Origin of the sequence: Streptomyces sp. Z26 (assembly GCF_003665095.1) — a bacterium.
Taxonomy (GTDB): domain Bacteria; phylum Actinomycetota; class Actinomycetes; order Streptomycetales; family Streptomycetaceae; genus Streptomyces; species Streptomyces phytohabitans.
The window spans coordinates 2,467,791-2,490,037 of sequence record NZ_RCHV01000002.1 but is presented as its reverse complement, the minus strand read 5'-3'; the positions used below and the strand labels follow the sequence as shown (position 1 = coordinate 2,490,037).

Genomic DNA, 22,247 nt, shown 5'->3' with positions numbered 1-22,247 from the left:
GGCACACGTTCCTCATCTTCCGTACATATGCACGCGTTATGGTGCTCCGCATGACTAACTCGCGTAACAGGATCAGTAAGGCTGTCATCCCGGCGGCCGGACTGGGCACCCGCTTTCTGCCCGCCACGAAGGCGACGCCGAAGGAGATGCTGCCGGTCGTCGACAAGCCCGCGATCCAGTACGTGGTCGAGGAGGCCGTGACCGCCGGCCTCTCCGACGTCCTCATGATCACCGGGCGCAACAAGCGCCCGCTGGAGGACCACTTCGACCGCAACTACGAGCTCGAAGAGGTCCTCCGCACCAAGGGTGACGCCACCAAGCTCACCCGCGTCCAGGAGTCCAGCGACCTGGCCACGATGCACTACGTACGCCAGGGTGACCCCCGCGGCCTCGGCCACGCCGTGCTGTGCGCCGCCCCGCACGTCGGTGAACAACCGTTCGCCGTACTCCTGGGTGACGACCTGATCGACCCGCGCGACCCCCTGCTGGCCCGGATGACGGCGGTGCAGGAGGAGTACGGCGGCAGCGTGATCGCGCTGATGGAGGTCGACCCGGAGACGATCCACCTGTACGGCTGCGCCGCCGCGTCGCCCACGGGTGAGGACGACGTCGTGAACGTCGCGGACCTGGTGGAGAAGCCGAGCGCGGCGGAGGCCCCGAGCAACCTCGCCATCATCGGCCGCTACGTCCTCGACCCCGCGGTCTTCGAGGTGCTGCGCAAGACCAGCCCCGGCCGCGGCGGCGAGATCCAGATCACCGACGCCCTCCAGACGCTCGCCTCCGACCCGTCCCTGGGCGGGCCCGTGCACGGTGTCGTCTTCCGCGGCCGCCGCTACGACACCGGTGACCGGGGTGACTATCTGCGCGCCATCGTGCGGCTGGCATGCGAACGTGAGGACCTGGGCCCGGACTTCCGGGAGTGGCTGCGCGAGTACGTGAGCAAGGAGATGTAGAGAATTGAGCGAGACCTGGTCGGTCGACAAGCACCTAGAGGACATTCTCCGCCGCGTGCGCCCGCTGGAGCCGATCGAGCTTCAACTGCTGGACGCGCAGGGCTGCGTGCTCGTCGACGAGATCACGGTGCCCGCCTCGCTCCCGCCGTTCGACAACAGCTCGATGGACGGCTACGCGGTGCGGACGGCCGATGTCGAGGGCTCCACACGGGAGTTCCCCGCTGTGCTCTCCGTCCTCGGCGACGTCGCCGCGGGCAGCGCCGACCTGCCGACGGTCGGACCCGGACAGGCGGCGCGCATCATGACGGGCGCACCGCTGCCGCCGGGAGCCGAGGCGGTCGTCCCCGTCGAGTGGACGGACGGCGGTACGGGAGGCGGCCCCGCCGACTCGATGACCGCGCGGACCACCGACCCCGGCGGGGCCACGGGCGAGGTCCGTGTGCACCGTCCCGTCACCGACGGGCAGTACGTCCGCGCGCGTGGCAGCGACGTACGGGCGGGCACAGTGGCCCTCCCCGCGGGTACGGTCCTGGGGGCGCCGCAGCTGGGCCTGCTCGCCGCCATCGGCCTCGGCAAGGTCACCGTACGACCCAACCCGCGAGTGGTGGTCGTCTCCACCGGCAGTGAACTCGTGCAGCCGGGCGGCTCGTTGGAGCACGGCCAGATCCACGACTCCAACAGCTACATGCTGACGGCCGCCGCACGCGCCGCCGGAGCCATCTCCTACCGGGTCGGCGCCGTCGCGGACGACCCGGACACGCTCCGCGCCACGATCGAGGACCAGCTGATCCGCGCCGACATCGTCGTCACCAGCGGGGGCGTGAGCGTCGGCGCGTACGACGTGGTGAAGGAGGCGCTCGGCGGCGTCGACGGCGCGGACGGCAGCGTCGAGTTCCGCAGGCTCGCCATGCAGCCGGGCAAGCCGCAGGGCTTCGGCCTCATCGGCGCCGAAAGCACCCCGCTGCTCGCGCTGCCGGGGAACCCGGTCAGTTCGTACGTCTCCTTCGAACTCTTCGTCCGTCCCGCGATCCGGGCCCTGATGGGCCGCGATCCCGTCCGCCGTCCGGTGGTACCGGCGGTGCTCACCGGGGACACGGTGCTCCACTCGCCCGCGGGACGGCGGCAGTTCCTGCGTGGCGCGTACACGCCGCCCGCCCCCGGTGAGAAGGCGGGCACCGTCCGAGCGGTCGGCGGTTCCGGATCGCACCTCATCGCCGCCCTCGCGCAGGCGGACGCGCTGATCGTCATCCCGGAGGACAGCGAGCAGGCGGCGCCAGGGGACGAACTGGACGTCATCCAGCTCGACTGACGGCGCCCGCCGGACCATCCGCGCGCGCGGACGCCGTTTACTTCCCGGGGGACGTGCCGACCGTCACGCTCCCGTGCGCCGTCCGGGCGGTACCGTGTCTGCGCACAGGAACCGCACCGGGAGAACGATGAGCCGCGCCGAGCAGCACCACCTCACCCATGTCGACGAGGCGGGCGCCGCCCGCATGGTCGACGTCTCGGCCAAGGACGTCACCGCGCGCACCGCGCGCGCGGTGGGCCGCGTACTGGTCTCGCCCCGCGTGGTGGAACTGCTGCGGAACGAGGGGATGCCGAAGGGCGACGCCCTCGCCGTCGCCCGTATCGCCGGGATCATGGGCGCGAAGAAGACCCCCGAACTGATCCCCCTCTGCCACCCGTTGGCGCTCTCCGGCGTCCACCTGGACGTGTCCGTCGCCACCGACGCGGTGGAACTCGCGGCCACCGTGCGCACTACGGACCGTACGGGCGTCGAAATGGAAGCGCTGACAGCCGTCACCGTCGCCGCGCTGACGGTCGTCGACATGGTCAAGGCCGTCGACAAGGGGGCGGCCATCACCGACGTACGGGTGATGGAAAAGACCGGCGGCGCCTCCGGGGACTGGACCCGCCCGGACGACGACAACCGCGTGGACGACCACAACCGCGCGAAAACGCCGTCCGCGCGCGCGGATGACGTTTCCGCGGACGACTCCCCGCGACAGGAGGCGTGATGAGCACCGCCGGACCCGCCGCGCACGACCCCGCCCGCGCCCCGTACCGCGCACTCGCCGTCACCGCCTCGAACCGCGCCGCCGCAGGCGTGTACGCCGACACCGGCGGCCCTCTGATCACCGAAGCGCTCTCGGCGCTCGGCTTCGCCGTAGACGGCCCGCGTGTGGTGCCCGACGGCGAGCCCGTGGCCGAGGCGCTCCGGGAGGCGGCGGCCGCGGGGTACGACGTCGTGGTGACCACGGGCGGTACGGGCGTCTCGCCCACCGACCGCACCCCCGAGATGACACGCGGCGTCCTCGACTACGAGATCCCCGGCATCCCCGAGGCCATCCGCGCCGAAGGGCTCGCGAAAGTCCCCACGGCCGCGCTGTCCCGTGGTGTCGCGGGCGTCTGCGGGCGCACACTGATCGTGAACCTGCCCGGTTCCTCCGGCGGAGTACGGGACGGACTGACCGTCCTCGGCCGGCTCCTCACGCACGCCGTGGACCAGCTCCGCGGCGGCGACCACCCGAGAGGGGACGACGCCGACTGAACGCGCCCTGGCCGGTAGTGCTGGCGGACGGCCCCACCGCCCTCCGTCCCATACGGTTGCGCGATCACCGCGCCTGGCGCGAGGTGAACCAGCGCAACCGCGAATGGCTGCGCCCGTGGGAGGCGACCATCCCGCCGCCGCTCCCCGGCCAGTTCCCGCCGCGCCGTCCCACGTACCGGCAGATGGTGCGGCACCTGCGTTCCGAGGCGCAGGCGGGCCGCATGCTGCCGTTCGTCGTCGAGCACGAGGGGCGGCTGGTCGGGCAGTTGACCGTCGCGGGCATCACCTGGGGCTCTATGTGCTCGGGACACGTCGGCTACTGGATCGACCGCTCCGTCGCCGGGCGCGGGGTGATGCCGACAGCGGTCGCACTCGCCACGGACCACTGCTTCCACACGGTGGGGCTTCACCGCGTCGAAGTGTGCATCCGCCCGGAGAACGCGCCCAGTCGTCGGGTGGTGGAGAAACTGGGATTCCGTGAGGAGGGTCTGCGCCCGCGCTATCTGCACATCGACGGCGCCTGGCGGGACCACATGGTCTTCGCGCTGACTGCGGAGGAAGTCTCCGAAGGGCTGCTGGCCCGGTGGCACCGGGTGAGCCCACAGACCCAGCAGAAATAGATCAGCAGTTCGATATCTTTTTCTGAACTCCCCCTGCCTGTCCAACAATTGGGGACAAATGGCGATCGCTGTACGTCCGGGTAGAAGAAAAGACGGTGTTATCAGCAAGATCGTGCGACACACCGCGCTATTCAGTCGATGCGCCGACTCGATCCCCTCTACCGTATGAGGGTGAGCAGTAGTGGCCTCATCTACGCAGTCATCGTCGGGGCCTGGGCCGCCTACCTGGTGCCCATGTGGCTCCGTCGCCAGGACGAGCTGAACGAGGCGCGTCCGACCGAACGCTTCAGCACCGCCATCCGGCTGTTGTCCGGGAAGGCGGCGATGGAGCGTCGTTACGCCAAGGACGCCGAACGGCGCGAGGCGGAGGACTACGGTCCCGGCGCCCAGGACGTCACCGGGCGGGCCGACGGTTTCGACGATGACGACGTGGACAGCAGCGACCCGGACGGGGCGACCGACGACGTGGTCGACGTCCGGGCGTTCGCCGATCCCCAGACCATGATCCGGGTCCCGACTCCCGACGAGGCGGGTCGCGGTCCGGCGGGCCACAGCGTGGCAGGGTACGGCGCGGCGGACCACGACGACCGGCTCGCGCAGGCCGCATCCCACGGTGACGACCGCCCGCAGGCGGAACGTAGGAACGCGCAACGCAAGAAGGCCGAACGGAACAAGCGCGCCCAGGTGTTGGCGCGGCGCAGGCGCACCACGATGATGCTGTTCCTCGCGTTCACCCTCGGCGCGATCGTCGCCGCAGTGGGCGGCCTGGCCTTCCTCTGGGCACCCGCCGCACCCGCCCTGCTGCTGAGTGCGTACATCGTGCACCTGCGCACGCAGGAACGCCGCCGTTTCACCTTCACCATGGACCGCCGTCGTGCGGAGGAGGCCGCGCAGCAACTGCACGCACGGCGCACCGGCCGTACGGGCACCGCGCGCGCGGTGGACCCGGAGTCGGAGGAGGACGTCGAACCCGTGGAGCCGGTGCAGCTCGCCGTGGACCGGCGCGACGCGGCCTCGGGCGGGTACGCGGCGGGGCAGGCGCACGGACACCTTCGCGCGTCGGAGTCGGTCCCGTCCGCCGACCGGCGTGCACTGGTCGAGCAGACGGACCACGCGGAGTGGGTCGACCAGGAACGCTCCTGGGGACGTGAGCAGTCGGACAACGAGAGCTGGGACCCGGTGCCGGTCCCGCTGCCCACGTATGTCAGCGCGCCCGTCGCCCCCCGTACGGCACGCGGCGTGGACCTGGAAGCGCCCGACACGTGGAGCTCGGCACGTTCCAGCGCGGCGGGCACGTCTGCGGGCGGGGCAGGCCCGGAGGCCGATCCGCAGGCCGAACGGGCGCAGGCCGGGCCGGGCAGGGAGCGGGGCCGTACGCCGCTCTTCGACCAGTACGCGGACGACGACCGGCCGAGGGCCGCCAACGAGTGACGGGGTGGGTCCACCTCCCCGTGCTGCGGCGCCTCGTCCGTACGGGGCGGGTGTGACCAGCGGGGCAACGGATTTCCGCGCGACCCGACGGGGATGCTAAAGTTTTCCACGTCGCAAGGGCCTGTAGCGCAGCTGGTAGCGCACCTCGTTCGCAACGAGGGGGTCAGGGGTTCGAATCCCCTCAGGTCCACGCTGATGAGAGGCCCCGCCGGAGATTTCCGGCGGGGCCTCTGTCATGCCGTACAGCAGCGGAGTACAGCAACTACCTCCGGTCTTCCTGCCCGCCGAGGTGTTTGCCGAGCTTGCGCAGCGCCCGGCGGGTGTTCTCGGACGGGACGTGCGTGTAGATCTCCATGGTGACGGCGATCTTGCTGTGCCGGAGGATCTGCATCGCCACCCGGGGGTGCACGTCGAGCGCGGCCAGGAGCGACCCGCAGGTGTGCCGCGTGTCGTGCAGCCGGATCTTGCGGACACCGGCCTTGACCGCCCTGGCGTCGAACTCCCGGTTGAAGTTCCTCGGTTCGACCGGCGTCCCGTAGCGCGTCGTGAACACGAAGTCGGAGACCGTCCACAGCTCACCGGCCGCGCGCCGAGCCGCCTCCTGCGTCTTCCTGCGGAGCCCGAGGGCGGTCACGCAGATCTGGGGGAGGGGCAGCGTCGCCGTCGAGGCGTCCGTCTTGGTCCCGTCGTGCACCAAGCGGCGGTTGATCCGCTGGAGCTGGCGACCGACCGTCACCTGTCCCGCCTCCAGGTCCACGTCCTGCCAGCTGAGCCCCAGTACCTCACCACGGCGGAACCCCAGCACCAGCACGAGGACGTACGCCGGGTACAGCGGGTCGTGCGCCTTCCGCGCCGCCTCCAGGAAGGTCCGGGCCTCCTCTACGGACCAGGGATGGCGCTGCGCCTTACGGCCCGACCGCACCTTGACGAGCGCGGCGACGTTCCTGCTGATGATCTCTTCCGTCATGGCGTGGGTGAGGGCGGAACGGAGTACGGCCCGGGCGTCCTGCACCGTGCGGCGGGAAGTGACCTGCCTACAGCACTGCCCTACGGCACAGCAGCGTCGCTTCTCCTCCGCCCGTGCCGCGTCCTTCCCCTGGGCGCAGCACTGGCACTGTTCGAGGAGGCGCGTCACCCACGTACGGACGTCCCGGACGGAGAGCTTGTCGAGACGCTTCGAGCCCAGTCCGGGCACGATGTAGAGGCGGACGTGCATCTCGTACGTCTCCGCGCTCTTGGGCTTCAGGTCGGGTTTCACGACGTCCGCCAGCCAGCGCGTGAGGTACTGCGCGAGGGTCGGGGACGACGTGACGACCGGCCCCTTCTTCGCCTCGGTGTGGAGCTTGATCCACTTGTCGTGCACCTCGTCGCGGCTCTTGCCGTAGACGTACTTGCGCTTGCGTCTGCCGTCCGGGGTGTCGACCCAGACGTACGCGGCGAAGCTCCCGTTGCGGTACGGGTAGATGGAGCCTTCGCCGTTGCTGCGCTTGCCGCTCACGCCGACCACCTCACGGGCTCGTCGGCCTCGGCGGCGCAGCGCTGCACGTACTCGTCCACCCAGACGGGCAGGATGCGGCGGTTGCGGCCGACCTTGACCGAGCGGATCTCGCCGGTGAGGACGAGCATCTTCGTCTTGGAGAGTCCGAAGCCGAGCATCACGGCGACCTCGGCCGTGGTGTGCCACTTGGGCGTGAGGGCGCTCATCAGGCGCTACCCCCTTCCTGCGCGGGTGCGGCGAGTGAGGCGGTCAGCCACTCCTCGGTGGGGTTGAGGCCGGTTCCGGCGTAGGCCCAGTGGGCGAGGACGAGGGTGGTTTCGTCAGCGGGGTTGTCGGCGGGGCGCGGGGTCTCGCCGTGTGCGTGGGCGGCTCGGAGGCGGCGCCAGTCGGCGCGGGCCTGGCGGAGGGTGCCGAGGGTGGTGGAGTAGTGGCGGGTCTTGGTGGAGAAGTGGCCGCGGAAGCCGAGCATGTGCGCCCAGGCGCGTAGCCGGAGGTGGGCGAGGTCCTTGCGGGCGCCGAGGGCCCAGGCGGTGCGGATGAGGCGTTCGGCGTGCGGGGGCAGGTCGAGTTGGGCGAGTTCGGCGGCGAACTTCAGGGGGCGGTCGAGGGTGCCGGTCGCGGTCTCGGCGCCCTTGGTGGCGTACTTGGCGATGTACGCGGCGACGGCCCGGTCCGTGAGTTGGGTGCCGGCGTCGAGGTCGGGGCCGTGGATGGTGCGTACGTCGAGCTGGCGGCCGAAGGCGAACGTGTGCGTACGGCCGTCGACGGTGGGCCCGTTGACGCGGGCGGTGTGGGCGGCGGCGTGGATCGAGTCGGTCAGCAGCTCGGCCGTCGCCCAGCGGGGCGGGGGTGTGCTGCCGCCGGTCGGGCCGTCGAGGCGTACGACGGCGTGGAAGTGGACGGCGCCGCGCTTCTGATACTCCGCGACCTTGGCGAACGAGACGCGTGCGTGGTGGCGGAAGGCGCGTTGGGTGAGTCCGGCACGCTTGGCGATCTCCCGGCGCAGGTGGATGGTGAAGCGGCGCCAAAGGGCACCTGCGTGGGCGTTCCAGAGGACGGCGGCCTCGTAGTCGTACCGTTCGGGGGCCAGCGGTGTGCCGAGCGCGGGTTCGTCCGGCTGGTGGCGTCGGCCGCAGCGGCAGGGGCGGGGTGAACCGCTGGGCCCGGTGGGGCGGTTGTGCACGGGGCCGAAGCCGGGGGCGGTGAAGGTGGCGAAGACGCGCGGGTGGGTGGTGACCTCCTCGGGGGTGCCCTTGCCGCCGCGCAGTCCGGCGGTGATCAGGTGGTACGTGTCGCGGCGGTAGGTCTCGGCGCAGGCGGCGCAGCGGGTGGAACGGCGGTTGCCGCAGCGCACCAGGAGGTGACCGGCGGGCAGTTCGGCGGAGTCGAGGCGGTGCCGGGCGGGGCCGATCTCGCCGGTCGCGGTGTCGAGGGGGTGTTCGGCGCGGTACCCGGCGAGGCGTACGGGGCGGGTGCAGCCGCCGAGCGTGGACAGTTGGCGGAGCAGTCCGGGCAGGGCGCCGGACGAGGCGAGGTTTCCGACTTCCGCGAGCGGGGCCGGACGGTTGCGGGCGATGATGGTGCTTCTCCTTTGCGGCTTACGGGTCGTGGCGGAGTCGGGCCACCGGGGCGGCGGATGCTTGGCGGTATCGAGGCCGCCCCGGTGGCCGCTTTGGTGCGTGCGGGTTCAGGCGTGGACGAGTACGAGGGCGGCGACCGCGAGGGCGGCGACGAGCCAGGGGCGTACGCCGAGGAACGTCACGACGGCCCAGGCGGTGAGGCCGAGGGCGGCGAGCAGGGGCAGGTTCACGGGTTCTCCGTTCGGCGGGCGGGAACTGTCGGTGCTGTCAGATGAGTTGGGCGGCGATGCGTTCCGCGAGCGGCGCCGGTACGCCGAGGCGGGCGCGGAGGGTGCCGGTGTCGATGGGTGAGCCCGTACGGGCGTGGTGGGCGGCGGCGACCTTGCGTGCGTGCTCGACGAGCGCGGCCGGTACGGGCGGGCCCGTGGGCACCGGTTCGGCAGGCTCCGCGTGCTCCTGCTCCGTCTCCGGCTCGGCGGTCCGCTCCTCTTCCGCTGCCGACTCCGTACGGGGTGTCGGGTGGGCGAGGAGGGTGCCGCCGAGGAAGGCGACGGCGGGCCAGCCCGCGACGAGGATGCGGAGCCAGGCGGGTACGTCGTCCAGGTCCAGCAGCCCGGCCGTCGCGACGTTCGCGCCGAGCGAGGCCGTCAGGGCGACGAGGAACCAGCACCAGCCCGCCACCTTGTCGGGCCCGGTCCGCAGCCGCTGCCAGGCGGCGACGAGCAGCAGGTCGACGGAGACCGGGTAGGCCCACGCCTTCCAGCCGGTCTGCCCGGCCGCCGACGCCAGGTCGTGCAGGTGGGCGAAGGACAGCGCGGCGGCGATGACCGCTTGCACGAGTACCGCGTCGAGGCGGGCCAGTTGGGCGCGCACGGGGCGGCTCCTTCCGTTCGGGTTCCGGTTCCGGGCATGGCGGGGGTAGGGAAGCGGCGCGAGGCGGTCACGCCGACCGGGAGGGGGAACGGGTTCAGTCGGCCACGGGCCAGAGCTTCGCCAGCGGCACCGGCGGCTGCGCCGGACGGACCGGGGCGGTGGGCCGGAACGGCGCCAGCGCGGGCAGGTGCGGTACGAGGTGGGCGTACCGGTCGCAGGTGGCGGCGGCGTCGGCCAGCGAGAGGTACGGCGTACGGATGCGGGACCAGCCGCCGGAGGTGTCCCCGGCGACGGCCAGGCCGGGGCGTTCGGCGGGAATGGCGCAGGCGGCGCCGACCGCTTCGGGGGCGATGTCGCCCAGCGCCATCTTCGCGGACGCCTCGTCGTTGACGCGGTGGCAGACGCGGCCGGTCAGTTGGGCGCGGAGCATGGTGGCGCCCTTGCCCAGTTCGGCGCCGAAGCGCTGGCCGCAGACCTCCAGATGGATACCGGCGGCGCGGCCGAGCTGGGCCAGGCGCACGAGGTGGGTGACCATCTCGTCCCGCCGTTCCTCGTCCTTGCGGCAGGCGGTGAGGAACAGTTCGGCCACCTCGTCCACGAACAGCACGACGGGCACCGGGCGTTGGTGCTCCGGCAGGCCCCAGATGTCGGAGGTGATCTCCTCGTCCGGGGTGCTGGGCGCGATGCCCTGCCGGGCGCGGATCAGGTCGTAGCGCTCATCCATCAACGCGACCAGGGCGGGCAGCAGCTCGGCGGCCTGTTCGGGGTCGGTCGCCAGGGCGGAGAGACGGGAGGCGAACGGGGCCAACTCCACACCCCGTTTGCAGTCGATGCCCGCCAGCGCCACGGGCTGTCCGGCGAGTCCGGCGACCAGGTGCCGCAGGTACATGGACTTGCCCGACAGCGTGGCGCCGAGGGTGAGTTGGTGCGGTATCGCGCGGTAGTCGCGGACGAACGGGGACGCGTCCTCGCGCAACGCCACCGGTACCCGCAGCGGACCGGCGCCGGACCGGCGCGGCATCCGTACCCGGTTCAGCACGTCGAAGCCGACGAGCCGCAGTTCGACGACGCCCGGCTTCACCTCGTGCACGTAGACCGCGTGCACGCCCCAGGCGTGCCGGAGGCGTTCCGCCGAGGCGACCACGTCCGCCGGTTCCTGTCCGGGGGCGAGGCGCAGCCGTACGCGCATGCCGGTCGCGGTCGGGCGCAGCGCACCCCGGTGGGGCGGAACGGGCCCTACTTCGCGGCGCGTTGCCGTCCCCACCGTGAAGGAACGGAGCCGGGAGGGCGCGACGCTCAGGCCGCACGCCTCCATCACCGCGTCGTACGAGAGGGTCAGCCGGGTGGCCGAGACGGGCAGTCCGACCGTGGACCACCAGGCCGCCGGGTGCCGGGCCCGGAGGTAGGCGGCCCCACCACCGGCAGCGGCGACGGGGGCACCCACCTGCATCAGCGTCAGGAGTTCCGACATCGGGTCAGACCCCCAACCCGGCAGGCGCGGTACCCGCCGTGACGGCTGCCGCGCGGAAGGCGATGCCGTGCCGCTGTTGCCCGTTGAACACCGACTCCCACGGGCGGGCTACCAGACCCGGCAGGGACACCGGGGCGCCCAGGGTCAGTTCGTCGGTCACGCCGCTCTCCGGCACGGTGACCTGGAGGAGCGAGGACTCGCCCTCGTCGATGTAGACGACGCCGAGCTTCATCAACGCTTCGCCGGTCGCGGCGTCCTTGGCGATCTCGCCCGTCTGCCGGTCGCGGACCTTGAGCGCGGGCGCTTCGGTGAGCAGGATCGTGGCGTTCGAGGTCTCGATACGCATGGTGCGCACGGTGTCTCTCCTTGGACTTGAACCGGCACCACTCACACATAGTTGTCTATACAAGATGCGTCGAGCGGTGCCGGTTGGACTGGGACTTCCCCCACTGTGCCACACCACTCAGCAACTCGTCTATACGAGTTGGCGTGGTGAGGTGTACGAGTCCCGGAGAGACAGCCGGTGCGAGGCGTCAACAGCGTTCAGTTGGCGGGGAGTTGGTAGGCCAGTACGTACGCGTCCGCCGACATCACCGTGTCGCAGACCTCAACGGCGCGGCCCTCGGTGTCGTACGCGGTCCGCACGAGTTGGATGACGGGCACGCCGGAGGCGAGCCGGAGCGTCTTCACTTCGTCGGGCGAGGGCATGCGGGCCCGTACCTCCTCGTCGAAGTGGTCGAGGCGGTGGCCCAGTTCCTCCAGGCGGGCGTAGATGCCGCCGGGGCCGGGGTTGGGCTCGGCGATGGGGGTGTCACGGGCCAGGTCCAGCGGGAGGTACGAGACGGCGAACTCGACCGGGCGACCGTCCAGCAGGTAGCGGCGGCGCCGGGCGAGCACCTTGCGCGGCTGGCCAAGTCGGGCGGAGATGTCGGAAGTTGGCCGCTCCTCGCGCACCTTCAGACTGTCCACCTCCGGGCGGCTGCCCGCGGCTTCGGCCTCCACCGTGAACGCGGACTTGCCCTGCTCCCGGTGGCGCCGCGCGAACCGGTCGGAAGCCAGCCGCCGTACGGGCGGGCGCGGCCGTACGAAGACGCCCTTGCCGTGCTCCGACGAGACCAGCCCCTCGCTCTGGAGGATGGAAAGGGAGTTGCGCACCGTCATCCGGGACACCCCGAAGTGCTCCACCAACTCCGACTCGGACGGCAGCTTGGCACCCTCCTTGAACCGGCCCTTGTCGATCGCCTCCCGCAACCGGTCCGCGATCTGCCGGAACACGGCGCGGTCACTGGTGGAGTCGATCACTCCGAGAACCCCGGAGGGGAGAGCCGCCATGGTGTAACTCCTTCGGATATCTAGACGAGAGGCTGAGTGCTGTTGCTACGGTGGAGAACTCTAGTCACCCGAAGCCCGAGGAAACCGACGAACGTGAGCACTGCTGCCGAACGCCCCCACTCCGTGAGCGTCGCCGGGGTCATCGTCGACGACCACGGCCGCGCGCTGCTCATCCAGCGCCGCGACAACGGGCGTTGGGAGCCGCCGGGCGGCGTCCTCGAACCCGGCGAGACGATCCCCGAAGCGCTCGCGCGCGAGGTCCTCGAAGAGACCGGCATCAAGATCGCGGACAACGCCGTCCTCACGGGCGCGTACAAGAACATGACGGGTCTCATCGTCTCGCTCGTCTTCCGCTGCGCTGCGGCGGACGGCAGCCCGACCACCGGTGAGGAGACGTACGCCCTGCGCTGGGCCACCCGCGCGGAGGTCTCCGAACTGGCCGACGAGGCGTACGCGATCCGCGTACTCGACGCCCTGGACGCCGCGTCGCCGCCTGCCGTGCGCGCGCACGACGGCGTGAAACTCGTCTAGCTCCAACTCATCACCCACAGCGGTCACCAGCATGGAAGGACTTGTATGCACGAGTATATGAGTAGGGTGCGGATCTGGGAACTCACCTGTCCGGGTCTCCCGGAAGAAGTCGGCCGGGCCCGCCGCTGGACCCAGGACGTGCTGCGGGATACGTCGTACGCGGACGACGTGGCGCTGATCGTCTCGGAGCTGGGCGGGAAGGCGGTGACGCACGCCTGTAGCAGCCGTTTCCGTGTCGTCCTCAGCCTGGGCGCGAGCGCGCTCACCGTCGCCGTCACGGACTGGGGCAGCGGCGAGGAGGGCCCACGGGTGCGGCAGCCGGGCGAGCTGGACAGCAGCGGGCGCGGGCTGATCCTGGTGCACCTCCTCGCGGCGAGCGTGCACATCACGCGCCACGCGCACGGACATACCGCGACGGCTCACCTTCTCGGCCGGACGACCCCGGGGGCGGAGGCATGCTGAACACTTCGCGGGAGAGCAGACCGTTGGGGACGCTGCCCCGGCCCGCTTCTGTGCCCGTTCCGTACATCACGCGATGGAGCGGTGAACGGGCGCCGGATGTCGAACTGGTCGTACGGCGGGGGCGCCTCGCGTTCGCCAAGGAGCGTCCGTACGACAGGGACAGTGCCGGCGTCCTCTGGACTCGCACACCCTCGCAGCCGGGTAAGGGCAGGCCCCAGTACGGGAAGGTGCACCCGCTGCGGCAGCGCAACGCCATGGACCGACTGTTGTGCCAGGTGTGCGGGCAGCCCGCCGACCGTAACGAGGACGGTGTCCTGTGGCTGGTGGGGGAGGACCCCGACGACCAAGGCGGCCGAGACGGGGGGCTGCACACGATGCACCCGCCGCTGTGCCTGCCCTGTGCCCACACCTCGATCCACGCGTGCCCGCACCTGCGCCACCACTACGTGGCCTTGCGGGTACGGCGCTTCGAGCAGATCGGTGTACGCGGAGCGCTCTACTGCCCCGTCCAGTCGAAGCCCGTCATCGTCCAAGCGGCCGGAGTCGCCTTCGACGACCACCGCATCAACTGGGTCCAAGCAGGCCAACTCATCATGCACTTGATCGACTACACGCCCACGGACCTCGACACCGAGCCTCACCAGCCGCGCGCGTAACAACTTTCCTTACGAGTTCAAGGCGCCTCGCTCCGCTCGCCGCGCGCGGCCCGGCTCCCGGCCGGGCCGACGCTCCTGTCTCCGCCCCGCTCCGACCCGGCCCGCCGACCCGCGCGGCACCAGCTGGCGTCAGAGAAGGGGCGCCGTCGTGGCTGGAGCGGTCGGCTCCACGGCTTTAGGCAGCCACCATGGGGCGAGCCTCGAAGATCGGGGGCCCACTTCGGGCTATTGCGGGCAGGCGAGGTGCTGCCCGAGTCGCCGCAAGCTTACGGGCCCCCGACCTCTCGCCCCATGGCAGCTCCAGCCCAAACCCGCTCCTCCGACCTCGGTGCGCGACACAGTTCGGTTTCCGCGCTACGCTAAATCGCAGCTGATCGAAGGGATTAGAAAAGCATGGATTTGGATAGTTCATTCATCGGTCCGTTCACGGGTTATATCCGCGCTTCTTCGGATGAAAATCAACGAATTCTGCGCAGCGCCATGATTGTCGTGGACTCCAATATTCTTCTCTCTCTGTATAGGGTAACCCCCGATGCGCGCCAAGACATGGTCGCAGCCTTATCGGCGGTTAGGGATAGGCTCTGGGTGCCCCATCAGGTGGCACTCGAATTCCACACTGGGAGGGTGTCCGCGGCCAAGGATCAGGCAGAGTTCTTTGATGCAACTCGCAAGTCTATTGAATCCATCAAGAAGCAGAGCCTGGAAAAAGTGGCTGAATTTTCTAATCGCCTCGCAATTGAAGAAGAGGAAAAAGGTGCACTTGATCAGCTCCTTAATGAGGCTTTTGGTTATGTGACAACTAAACTTCAAGAATATGAGTCTCGCTTTGATTTGTCCATTAAAAAAGTAATGGATGACGATCCAGTCTTGAGAAGCCTTGCAACGCTTCTCGATGGCAGAGTCGGTGAGCCACTGGATCGAGAAGCGCAAGAAGTGGCATTACGTGAAGCCCAGAGAAGAGCAGAGGAGGAGATTCCTCCAGGGTATCGGGATCGCGGGAAAGCAAGTAATCCCCACGGTGACTACTTGCTTTGGGAGCAAACCCTCCTGGAGGCAGAGAAGCGCAGAATGCCTGTTCTGTTTGTGTCGAATTACGGCAAGGATGATTGGGTAAATAGGAAGTTTAATTTTAAAATTGGACCTAGAGTCGAACTAGTTGAAGAAATGAAGACTCGCGCGGGTGGCTCATTTCAGATTATGACCTTCGCGGTTTTTCTTGAAGCTGTCAAAAAATTTCTGATGACATCGGTTCGATCCGAGACTGTAAGTCAGGCGCGCATGCTCGATCCTCAAATTTGGCAGGCCTCCTCTAAGCGAAGCATGGTGATCAGTGCTGGCTTTGCTGATTGGTTCAAAGAATCTAAGCTCGCCAGTATCCGTCGAAACGCGCAACTTCTAGAAGCGGTCTTGCAGCGGCTTGAGGATGAAGAATCCATAGAAGATCTAGATCTACGTGAGGAACTTCAAGAAAAATTACAACGTCATCAGATGATGGTCGAAGCGAACAGTGAACTTCTTGCCGAGTTTGAAAATGCGGTTCAGGGTGCAAGTCAATTCAATGGCGACTTGCAGCTTCCTCCAATCAGTGAGTCGCTACGCTCAAGTATTCGCTCCGGACGTGAGATTATCGCGCGTGAAGAGTCGTTCAAGAAGAAATATGGCCCCTTTCGGGGCCAAGACTCTATCCGTCAGACGCGGAGCTCTGAAGAGACGGAGCAAGAATAGAGCCCGGGTCTCGTGCTCCTGGCCGTGGTTGGCAACGCGATGACGGTTTCGCTGACGAGGAGTCAAGAGGGAGCGCAGTGTGTTGAGGGGCAGCAAGCATCTGCCCTGCATCTTCATGAAACTGGTGGTCAGGGTGCTTGGGGTACAGCAGCGAAGTACAGCAACCCCAGTGACAGCCACAGGTCGTGGATGACCGCCGAACACCGGCTGACCTGCCGGGCAGTCCTCAGCGACCGCCGCGCCCGTAGTTCGCAACGAGGGGGTCAGGGGTTCGAATCCCCTCAGGTCCACCGCGTGCAGAGTCCCTGTCGGAGGTATCCGGCAGGGACTCTTTCGTGCGTGCTGCGGGTGTCGGGCGTGCGGAGGTGGGGCTCATGTACCGGTTTGGTAACCAGCGTTCCGGAAGCGGGGGTTGGCCATATTCTGAGCGTCCGCCGGGCCCTGTGGGGGGAGTTCGGCACGAATGTGAAGGACGCCCATGTCCAGAATCCGCACCGCCGCCGTCGCCACCGCCGCAGCCTGTCTGGCCGGTGGCGTGCTGGTGCCGACGCAGGCGCAGGCCGCCGGGTCGGTGTACATCTACAAGGTCTACTACGACAGCCCCGGCAGCGACCGGGGCGGGAACAGCAGCCTGAACGCCGAGTACGTGCAGATCAAGAACTCCACCGGTGCAGCGTTCCAGATGCAGGGCCACACCCTGAAGGACGCGTCGGGTCACAAGTACGTCTTCCCCAGCTACAAGATCAGCGCGGGCAAGACGGTGCTCGTGCACACGGGCAAGGGGACCAAGTCCGCCGGGCACCTGTACATGGGCCGCGGCTGGTACGTGTGGAACAACGACAAGGACAAGGCCAGCCTGTACAAGCCGGGTGGGTCGCTGCGCGACTCCTGCTCGTACAACTCGACGCGCGTCGACTACAAGATGTGCTGATCCGGCGGCGGCGCCCAGCCGTCGTACCGCGCGCGCCGAGGCGGCTCCCGTCCCCGTGAGGGCCGGGAGCCGCCTCGTACGGGTCGCACGTGGGGCGGTGGCGGGCGGGTACGCGGAGAGTCGTACGGAGTGCGTAGCCGTACGAGCCGCCCGCAGGAACGCGACATCGTGTAAGGAGCCGCTCCATGTGCCATCCCGCCAACGGCGTCCCGCCCGCCGCCCCCGTCGTCACCGGCGGTGTGGCCGCGCACGGTGGCCTCGAACTGGACGCCGCCGACGGCAACCGGCTGCGTGCCTACCATGCCGAGCCGGACGCCCCGATCGGCCGCAGCGTGGTGATCCTCCCCGACCGCCGCGGTCTGCACCCCTTCTACGAGAAGCTCGCGCTGCGGTTCGCGGAGGCCGGATTCCGTGCGCTCGCCATCGACTTCTACGGGCGTACGGCGGGTGCCGGGCCGCGTGGGGACGCGTTCGACTGGGCGGCGCACATGCCGCGGCTGGAGGCGGCGCACGTGGACGCCGACGTCGCCGCCGCGGTGGCGTGGACGCGCGCGCGGAGCAGCGATCCGGTGTTCACCCTCGGTTTCTGCCTGGGTGGTGCCCACTCGTGGCGACAGGCCGCCGGTGACCTCGGCCTGGCCGGGGCCGTGGGCTTCTACGGTCCGCCGCGGTTCTTCGGTGACGCGACGGCCGCGTTGTCCGCGCCGCTGCTTCTGCTGCTCGCCGGGGACGACGCGGCCGCCGGGCAGGACGAGTTCCAGGCGCTGGTGGCCGGTTTCGAGGAGCCGGGAAGGAGTACGAGATGCACGTCTACGACGGCGCCCCGCACTCCTACTTCGACGTGTCCGCCGGGGACTGGGCGGCCGCCTGCGCCGACTCCTGGCAGCGGATCCTCGACTTCACCGCCCGCCACGGCTCGGTGGCCTGACCGCCCGGCGCGGCCGTCAGCGTACGAACCGCACGTCCGGGTGGCGGGGTGAGGGCCCGTCGAGCACCGGCCGGTCCCGTCCGCGCAGGTGGTGGTCGAAGAACGCGGTGAGGTACGTCTGCTGCGACCTGGCGGACCGTTCCGGGTCGACGCTGCCGATCATGTTCTCGCGTAGCCCGTCGGGCAGTTCGTGTACGCGGTCGACCTGGGGCAGCAGCGACTGGTAGTCGGTGAGGGAGTTGTGCGCGGCCTTCGGCCACCACAGGTCGCGCTTCCAGCCGGGGGAGTGCTCCCAGAAGGACTTCCAGGACGGGGACTCGCGGTGGGTGTGCGGCGCCACCGACTCGTCCTCGCGGTACAGCCTGGTGCCCATGAAGAGGAACGGCCTGTCCAGCCCGTTCCGCGCGACGGGCAGCATCTTCGCGGGGTCCGTCCAGCTCAGCCCCAGCGGGCCGTCGAGGTCCGCACCGGCGTCGATGCCCGCGTCGCCGCGCATGGCCTCGGCTGTCGTCATACCGCCCATGGAGTGCCCGAACATGCCCACCCTGCTCATGTCCATCGCCCGCGCCAGGCCGCGGGGCAGCGTACGGCCCTCGGCGTCGGGGTTGTTCCCGCGGGTGAGCGCGCGCAGCTGCGAGGTCACGAAGTGCGTGTCGGCGACGCGTACGTCGAGCATCCGTCGCCACTGCTCGGCCTGGTCCTTGATCTGTGCCAGCTCCGGTGACGGTTCGACGACGCGACCGTCCGGGAACTCGACCGCGTGTGCTTCGCCGGGGTGGTCGATCGTCACCACGACGTATCCCTCGCTGGCGAGTTGTGCGGCGGCGGACGTGCCGAGGGCCCGCTCGTTGAAGCCGCCGGGGCTGAACAGCACCACAGGTGCCCGGCCCGCCCGGGGGGAGACCTCGGCGTCGAGTCGGGCGTGCGTACGGGTGGCCGCCCAGTCGACGGTTCCGACGGGTTGTTCCAGCACCTCGGCCGCGCCCCGGGCGAAGACCTTCGCGGCGCCCGGCCGCATGTAGGGCGCCTGCTCGCCGCCGCTGCCGTGCCGCGCCGGGTACCAGACGCCCGCCATCAACTCCCGTTGCCGGGACGCGTCCCAGGGGTCCTCGCGGTCCTTGTCGACGAGGTGCAGTTCGGTGGTGCCGACCGCGTACGGGCCGGTGGGGCGGGGGAGGGACAGTCGGGCGGGGGTGTGCGTACGGTCGGTGGCGTCGGCCGCGCGGGTGGCGTCCGGGGCGCCGCCGGGGAGGCCGACGGCCGGTACGGCGGCGGCGCAGGCGCCGACGGCCAGGACGGCGACGACGGCGCGGTGGGTACGGCGGGAACGTCGTCCGCGTGCGGGGGGTGCGGCGGGTGCGCCGCCGGTGTGGGTGAGTCGCTCGGGTGAGGGCATGCCTGAACACTCCGGCAGGGCCCGCACCCCGCACACGGGTCCTTCGGCAGGACCTGACCCCCACTTTCGTCAGGACCCGCGGGGCGCGGTCGAGTCGGTTTCGTGCACCGACGGGTGCCCGTCCGGCGACATCACCTGGCAGCGTAAGCCCGTGGCGGTTGCGTGGCGCCGTCCGTAACGTCGCACGCATGCCGATGAACAGAGCGCACCGCAGGTTGTGCGGTTCCGAGAAGTGGGCCGACTCCGTACGGGAGCGCCTGTTGCCCTGGGCGCTCGACGGGGTCGAACTCGGCACCGACGTACTGGAGATCGGCCCCGGCTACGGGGCGAACCTGCGTGTCCTCGTCGAGCGGGCGCCCCGCGTGACGGCGCTGGAGGTGGACGCCGGAACGGCGCGACAGCTGGAGCGCGTCCACGGCGACCGCGCGCGTGTGGTGCACGGGGACGGCGCGGACATGCCGCTCCCGGACGGGTGTTTCTCCGCGGTGGTGTGCTTCACGATGCTGCACCACGTGCCGACGGCGGCGCAGCAGGACCGCATCTTCGCCGAGGCGCACCGGGTGCTGCGGACGGGAAGTGTCTTCGCGGGCAGCGACAGTACGGGAGGCAGTCTCCGCTTCCGGCTGCTGCACCTGCGCGACACCATGAACACGGTCGACCCGGACGCGCTCCCCGGCCGACTGCGCGCGGCCGGGTTCGAGGACGTCGAGGTCGCCGTCCACCCGGAGGTGGGTACCGTCCGCTTCCGCGCGGTGCGCTCGTAGCCGCCGCCCCCCGGAGGCGGAGGGACGGGCGGGGTCAGAGCGGCTTGGCGTAGCAGCGGCTGTCGTCGTGGAAGCGGTAGTAGCCGAACTTGGGCGTCGGCGCGTAACCGCTCGACGCGTACAGCGCCATCGCCTCCGGCTGCTCCGTGCCGGTCTCCAGCACCATGCGCGTACGTCCCGCCTCGCGCGCGCTGTCCTCCAGCGCGGCGAGTATGCGGCGGGCGAGGCCCTGGCCGCGCACCTCGCGGATGACGAACATCCGCTTGATCTCGGCGTCCCCCGGCGCGTACCCCGTTTCGCCGTCCTCCTGCGCCCGCCAGCCGCCGGTCGCCACCGGGCGCCCTTCGTCGTCGTACGCCAGCAGGTACAGGCCGTGCGGAGGGTCGAACATCTCGGGGGCGAGCGGAGTCACGTCGCTCTCCCCGTAACGCTCGGTGTACTCCTCCTGGACGATGTCGTTCAGCTTGACCGCGTCGGGGTGGTCGTAGCGGACGGGGATGATGCGCATGAGCGCATCGTAATCCGCCCGCCGGAACGGTCCCCTGCCACCCACCGGTGTGCGAGGGGCGGCAGGGCGGGCGTCGGCGGTGGCCGTTCAGCGGCCCCGGCGCTGGACGGACTCGTACCCGGAGGAGCCGCTTTGCCCGTCCGGACTTCGCAGCCGCCCACGGCCCGCAGGCGGTCTCCGCACCCGGCGGGGGCGAGGTCCGTGACGTCGTACGCCTGCGTCTCGCCGCCCGGGACGGTCGCGCCGTACACCATCGTCCAGCGCCCGCGTTCACGGTGCCAGAGGACGGGCGGGCCCTCCCAGCTCTCGGTGTTGCCGCTGACCCGGACACCGCCGCGGATCGCCCGCGGGGACAGGCCGGTGACGGGCCCGGTCACGTCGCGCCAGGCGCGGCCGTTCCAGTGCAACACCCTCGGCTCGTAGCCCTCGTCACCGACCGGTGTGCGGAAACCGGTGGTCCAGGTGCCGCGGGCGGACTCGGCGTGCACGCCGGTGAGCCGTACCCGGACGTCCGGGAGGACCGTCTCGTGCCAGCGCCGACCGTCCCAGTGCGGCGCGACGGCGCGCGACTCACGGCCGACGAGTGCGAAGCTGTCGACCGCCCAGGCGGCGTCGGCGCCCGCGGAGGCCACCGCGCTCAGGCTCACACCGGGCGACAGCCGCCCCGCGGTGAAGATCCGCCATCCCCTCGCGCGTTTTCGCCCCACGGTCGGCGGTGTGTCCGCCCGCGCCCGTTCCCGGACGGAGGTGCTGTCCGCCGGGGCGGCCGGTGCGGACAGCGCGGTTGAGTGCCGTCGCCGCCGTCACCGTGCCGATCACCGCGAGTCTGAACGATCGGGGCCCCGCCGTCGTCCGCATGAGTGTCCCGCCCGGGGTGCGCGCCGGAGGGGAATTGTGGGCCCTTTCCGGGTGAACTCCCGGCACGGGGAGGGGTGTCGGTACGACGCCCGGCAGGCGCTGTCCGTGCCCCCTCCGGGCCGGTGCCGCGCGTCGCGCGGGGGGAGCGCGTCGCCGTCCGGTGGGTGCCGTAGGCTGCGCCGCTGTCCGTACGCAGCGGAGAGCAACCGGGAGCGCGAGTGCAGCAGGTGACCACCGTCAACGTGAACGGCCTCCGGGCGGCCGCCCGCAAGGGGTACGCGGAATGGCTCGCGGACACCGGGTCCGATGTGGTCTGCCTCCAGGAAGTACGGGCGGAGCAGGACCAGTTGCCCGTCGCGGTCCGGGAACCGGAGGGTTGGCACGCCGTCTACGCCCCGTCGTCCGCCAAGGGCCGCGCCGGAGTCGCCCTCCTCACGCGGCGCGAACCGGAAGCCGTACGCGTCGGCTTCGGGGAGCCCGAGTTCGCCGACGCCGGACGCTACGCCGAGGTGGACCTCCCCGGCCTGACCGTCGCCAGCCTCTACCTGCCGTCCGGCGAGGTCGGTACCGAACGGCAGGACGAGAAGGAGCGGTTCATGGCCGCGTTCCTGCCGTACCTGACGCAGTTGCGGCAACGGTGCGCCGCCGACGGCCGTGAGGTCCTGGTGTGCGGTGACTGGAACATCGCGCACCGGGAGGCGGATCTCAAGAACTGGCGGGCCAACCGCCGTTCCGCCGGTTTCCTTCCGGAGGAACGCGCCTGGCTCGACCGCGTCCTGGACCCCGCGGACGGCGGCTACGTGGACGTCGTACGGGCGCACCACCCGGAGCAGGCCGGGCCGTACTCGTGGTGGTCCTACCGCGGGCGCGCCTTCGACAACGACTCGGGCTGGCGCATCGACTACGCCATGGCGACGCCGGGCCTCGCGGACCGGGCCGTCAAGGCGTACGTGGAGCGGGCGGCGAGCCACGCCGAACGGTGGTCCGACCACGCGCCCGTCACAGTGGTCTTCGGCCCCTGACGGCGTCGGCGGCGGCGGAGAACGCCGTCCGCGCGCGCGGTGGGGGAAAACCCCCGGAGGGGCGACGGGAAGCCGCGTTCCGGTGGCGGCGCCCGCTGTCTAGCGTCGTGAGCTGCGAGCACGGCGGACGCCGTGCGGGCGAGGAGTCACGATGAGC

Annotated in this window: 24 protein-coding genes, 1 tRNA gene and 1 pseudogene; 15 read left to right on the top strand and 11 right to left on the bottom strand. The window is 70.3% G+C overall.

All coding sequences use genetic code 11. The features are described 5' to 3' along the window. Nucleotides 1-50: 50 nt before the first annotated feature. From galU to D7M15_RS10965, 7 genes and pseudogenes are all read left to right on the top strand, one after another. A complete protein-coding gene (gene galU / locus D7M15_RS10995) occupies nucleotides 51-953 on the top strand; it encodes a UTP--glucose-1-phosphate uridylyltransferase GalU (protein WP_121520588.1) in 903 nt (300 codons plus the stop codon). A 4-nt stretch (nucleotides 954-957) separates the two neighbouring features. Next, entirely contained in the window at nucleotides 958-2,262 is a 1,305-nt protein-coding gene (gene glp / locus D7M15_RS10990) for a gephyrin-like molybdotransferase Glp (RefSeq protein ID WP_121517343.1), read from the top strand. 127 nt (nucleotides 2,263-2,389) lie between these two features. Beyond that, nucleotides 2,390-2,869, top strand: a pseudogene (gene moaC, locus D7M15_RS10985) (cyclic pyranopterin monophosphate synthase MoaC); the annotation flags it as partial. Nucleotides 2,870-2,970: 101 nt separating this feature from the next. Continuing rightward, nucleotides 2,971-3,504, top strand: coding sequence for a MogA/MoaB family molybdenum cofactor biosynthesis protein (locus D7M15_RS10980; protein WP_121517341.1), 534 nt, complete (start codon nucleotides 2,971-2,973; stop codon nucleotides 3,502-3,504). After that, nucleotides 3,501-4,124 (top strand): GNAT family protein, encoded by a 624-nt coding sequence (locus tag D7M15_RS10975; protein WP_121520586.1) that lies wholly within the window; start codon nucleotides 3,501-3,503, stop codon nucleotides 4,122-4,124. The genes D7M15_RS10980 and D7M15_RS10975 overlap by 4 nt, the downstream gene beginning before the upstream one ends. Before the next feature lie 165 nt (nucleotides 4,125-4,289). Then, complete coding sequence (gene glpR, locus D7M15_RS10970; protein WP_121517340.1) at nucleotides 4,290-5,555, top strand: gephyrin-like molybdotransferase receptor GlpR; 1,266 nt, start codon at nucleotides 4,290-4,292, stop codon at nucleotides 5,553-5,555. Between the two features lie 117 nt (nucleotides 5,556-5,672). Then, a tRNA-Ala gene (locus D7M15_RS10965) sits at nucleotides 5,673-5,745 on the top strand. Between the two features lie 72 nt (nucleotides 5,746-5,817). Here D7M15_RS10965 and D7M15_RS10960 read toward each other — a convergent pair. The 8 genes from D7M15_RS10960 to D7M15_RS10930 all read right to left on the bottom strand — a co-directional run bounded on the left by D7M15_RS10960 (nucleotide 5,818) and on the right by D7M15_RS10930 (nucleotide 12,309). After that, the gene (locus D7M15_RS10960) at nucleotides 5,818-7,053 is read right to left on the bottom strand and encodes a site-specific integrase (RefSeq protein ID WP_121520585.1); all 1,236 of its coding nucleotides are present in this window, start codon (nucleotides 7,051-7,053) and stop codon (nucleotides 5,818-5,820) included. Continuing rightward, a complete protein-coding gene (locus D7M15_RS10955) occupies nucleotides 7,050-7,259 on the bottom strand; it encodes an excisionase family DNA-binding protein (protein WP_121517339.1) in 210 nt (69 codons plus the stop codon). The genes D7M15_RS10960 and D7M15_RS10955 overlap by 4 nt, the downstream gene beginning before the upstream one ends. After that, nucleotides 7,259-8,569: a replication initiator gene (locus tag D7M15_RS10950; RefSeq protein WP_121517338.1), complete on the bottom strand. Its 1,311-nt coding sequence runs from the start codon at nucleotides 8,567-8,569 to the stop codon at nucleotides 7,259-7,261. The genes D7M15_RS10955 and D7M15_RS10950 overlap by 1 nt, the downstream gene beginning before the upstream one ends. A gap of 171 nt (nucleotides 8,570-8,740) precedes the next feature. Next, nucleotides 8,741-8,863 (bottom strand): hypothetical protein, encoded by a 123-nt coding sequence (locus D7M15_RS29385; RefSeq protein WP_276314449.1) that lies wholly within the window; start codon nucleotides 8,861-8,863, stop codon nucleotides 8,741-8,743. A gap of 37 nt (nucleotides 8,864-8,900) precedes the next feature. Then, entirely contained in the window at nucleotides 8,901-9,506 is a 606-nt protein-coding gene (locus D7M15_RS10945) for a DUF2637 domain-containing protein (RefSeq protein WP_121517337.1), read from the bottom strand. A 94-nt stretch (nucleotides 9,507-9,600) separates the two neighbouring features. After that, entirely contained in the window at nucleotides 9,601-10,977 is a 1,377-nt protein-coding gene (locus D7M15_RS10940; RefSeq protein ID WP_121517336.1) for an FtsK/SpoIIIE domain-containing protein, read from the bottom strand. 4 nt (nucleotides 10,978-10,981) lie between these two features. Next, nucleotides 10,982-11,332: a hypothetical protein gene (locus tag D7M15_RS10935; RefSeq protein ID WP_121517335.1), complete on the bottom strand. Its 351-nt coding sequence runs from the start codon at nucleotides 11,330-11,332 to the stop codon at nucleotides 10,982-10,984. 188 nt (nucleotides 11,333-11,520) lie between these two features. Beyond that, the gene (locus D7M15_RS10930) at nucleotides 11,521-12,309 is read right to left on the bottom strand and encodes a GntR family transcriptional regulator (protein ID WP_121517334.1); all 789 of its coding nucleotides are present in this window, start codon (nucleotides 12,307-12,309) and stop codon (nucleotides 11,521-11,523) included. A gap of 123 nt (nucleotides 12,310-12,432) precedes the next feature. On the opposite strand from D7M15_RS10930, the gene D7M15_RS10925 reads away from it, so the two are divergent. From D7M15_RS10925 to D7M15_RS10905, 6 genes are all read left to right on the top strand, one after another. Beyond that, nucleotides 12,433-12,840, top strand: a complete 408-nt coding sequence (locus D7M15_RS10925; RefSeq protein ID WP_206337475.1) for an NUDIX domain-containing protein — start codon at nucleotides 12,433-12,435, stop codon at nucleotides 12,838-12,840. 45 nt (nucleotides 12,841-12,885) lie between these two features. Next, nucleotides 12,886-13,302 carry an ATP-binding protein gene (locus tag D7M15_RS10920; protein ID WP_121517332.1) on the top strand — a complete coding sequence of 139 codons (417 nt, stop codon included), beginning with the start codon at nucleotides 12,886-12,888 and terminating at the stop codon, nucleotides 13,300-13,302. After that, on the top strand, nucleotides 13,296-13,958 hold the full coding sequence (locus D7M15_RS10915; RefSeq protein WP_121517331.1) for a hypothetical protein: 663 nt from the start codon (nucleotides 13,296-13,298) through the stop codon (nucleotides 13,956-13,958). Before D7M15_RS10920 ends, D7M15_RS10915 begins: the two co-directional genes overlap by 7 nt. 393 nt (nucleotides 13,959-14,351) lie before the next feature. Then, complete coding sequence (locus D7M15_RS28200; protein ID WP_127201736.1) at nucleotides 14,352-15,683, top strand: PIN-like domain-containing protein; 1,332 nt, start codon at nucleotides 14,352-14,354, stop codon at nucleotides 15,681-15,683. Nucleotides 15,684-16,161: 478 nt separating this feature from the next. After that, the gene (locus tag D7M15_RS10910) at nucleotides 16,162-16,614 is read left to right on the top strand and encodes a lamin tail domain-containing protein (RefSeq protein WP_121517330.1); all 453 of its coding nucleotides are present in this window, start codon (nucleotides 16,162-16,164) and stop codon (nucleotides 16,612-16,614) included. Nucleotides 16,615-16,799: 185 nt separating this feature from the next. Continuing rightward, nucleotides 16,800-17,594, top strand: a complete 795-nt coding sequence (locus D7M15_RS10905; protein WP_206337347.1) for a dienelactone hydrolase family protein — start codon at nucleotides 16,800-16,802, stop codon at nucleotides 17,592-17,594. Here D7M15_RS10905 and D7M15_RS10900 read toward each other — a convergent pair. Further along, nucleotides 17,559-18,938: a lipase gene (locus D7M15_RS10900; RefSeq protein WP_121517329.1), complete on the bottom strand. Its 1,380-nt coding sequence runs from the start codon at nucleotides 18,936-18,938 to the stop codon at nucleotides 17,559-17,561. The two genes, D7M15_RS10905 and D7M15_RS10900, sit on opposite strands and share 36 nt — an antisense overlap. Before the next feature lie 188 nt (nucleotides 18,939-19,126). On the opposite strand from D7M15_RS10900, the gene D7M15_RS10895 reads away from it, so the two are divergent. Further along, a complete protein-coding gene (locus tag D7M15_RS10895; RefSeq protein ID WP_121517328.1) occupies nucleotides 19,127-19,702 on the top strand; it encodes a class I SAM-dependent methyltransferase in 576 nt (191 codons plus the stop codon). A gap of 34 nt (nucleotides 19,703-19,736) precedes the next feature. Here the strand turns inward: D7M15_RS10895 and D7M15_RS10890 are convergent, their stop codons facing one another. Together D7M15_RS10890 and D7M15_RS10885 are read right to left on the bottom strand one after the other, a co-directional pair. Continuing rightward, nucleotides 19,737-20,210, bottom strand: a complete 474-nt coding sequence (locus D7M15_RS10890) for a GNAT family N-acetyltransferase (RefSeq protein ID WP_121517327.1) — start codon at nucleotides 20,208-20,210, stop codon at nucleotides 19,737-19,739. After that, on the bottom strand, nucleotides 20,162-20,917 hold the full coding sequence (locus D7M15_RS10885) for a hypothetical protein (protein ID WP_127201735.1): 756 nt from the start codon (nucleotides 20,915-20,917) through the stop codon (nucleotides 20,162-20,164). Before D7M15_RS10885 ends, D7M15_RS10890 begins: the two co-directional genes overlap by 49 nt. 369 nt (nucleotides 20,918-21,286) lie before the next feature. Between D7M15_RS10885 and D7M15_RS10880 the strand changes: the two genes are divergently transcribed. Continuing rightward, entirely contained in the window at nucleotides 21,287-22,090 is an 804-nt protein-coding gene (locus tag D7M15_RS10880; protein WP_121517325.1) for an exodeoxyribonuclease III, read from the top strand. Nucleotides 22,091-22,247: the final 157 nt, after the last annotated feature.

Excerpts from the sequence above, each read along its gene's own strand:
- D7M15_RS10940 (WP_121517336.1), bottom strand. The coding sequence starts at position 10,977 with ATGTCGGAACTCCTGACGCTGATGCAGGTGGGTGCCCCCGTCGCCGCT.
- D7M15_RS10920 (WP_121517332.1), top strand. The coding sequence starts at position 12,886 with ATGCACGAGTATATGAGTAGGGTGCGGATCTGGGAACTCACCTGTCCG.
- D7M15_RS10900 (WP_121517329.1), bottom strand. The coding sequence starts at position 18,938 with ATGCCCTCACCCGAGCGACTCACCCACACCGGCGGCGCACCCGCCGCA.
- D7M15_RS10930 (WP_121517334.1), bottom strand. The coding sequence starts at position 12,309 with ATGGCGGCTCTCCCCTCCGGGGTTCTCGGAGTGATCGACTCCACCAGT.
- glpR (WP_121517340.1), top strand. The coding sequence starts at position 4,290 with ATGAGGGTGAGCAGTAGTGGCCTCATCTACGCAGTCATCGTCGGGGCC.
- D7M15_RS10955 (WP_121517339.1), bottom strand. The coding sequence starts at position 7,259 with ATGAGCGCCCTCACGCCCAAGTGGCACACCACGGCCGAGGTCGCCGTG.
- D7M15_RS10895 (WP_121517328.1), top strand. The coding sequence starts at position 19,127 with ATGCCGATGAACAGAGCGCACCGCAGGTTGTGCGGTTCCGAGAAGTGG.
- D7M15_RS10890 (WP_121517327.1), bottom strand. The coding sequence starts at position 20,210 with ATGCGCATCATCCCCGTCCGCTACGACCACCCCGACGCGGTCAAGCTG.
- D7M15_RS28200 (WP_127201736.1), top strand. The coding sequence starts at position 14,352 with ATGGATTTGGATAGTTCATTCATCGGTCCGTTCACGGGTTATATCCGC.
- D7M15_RS10905 (WP_206337347.1), top strand. The coding sequence starts at position 16,800 with ATGTGCCATCCCGCCAACGGCGTCCCGCCCGCCGCCCCCGTCGTCACC.
- D7M15_RS10915 (WP_121517331.1), top strand. The coding sequence starts at position 13,296 with ATGCTGAACACTTCGCGGGAGAGCAGACCGTTGGGGACGCTGCCCCGG.
- D7M15_RS10910 (WP_121517330.1), top strand. The coding sequence starts at position 16,162 with ATGTCCAGAATCCGCACCGCCGCCGTCGCCACCGCCGCAGCCTGTCTG.
- galU (WP_121520588.1), top strand. The coding sequence starts at position 51 with ATGACTAACTCGCGTAACAGGATCAGTAAGGCTGTCATCCCGGCGGCC.
- D7M15_RS10980 (WP_121517341.1), top strand. The coding sequence starts at position 2,971 with ATGAGCACCGCCGGACCCGCCGCGCACGACCCCGCCCGCGCCCCGTAC.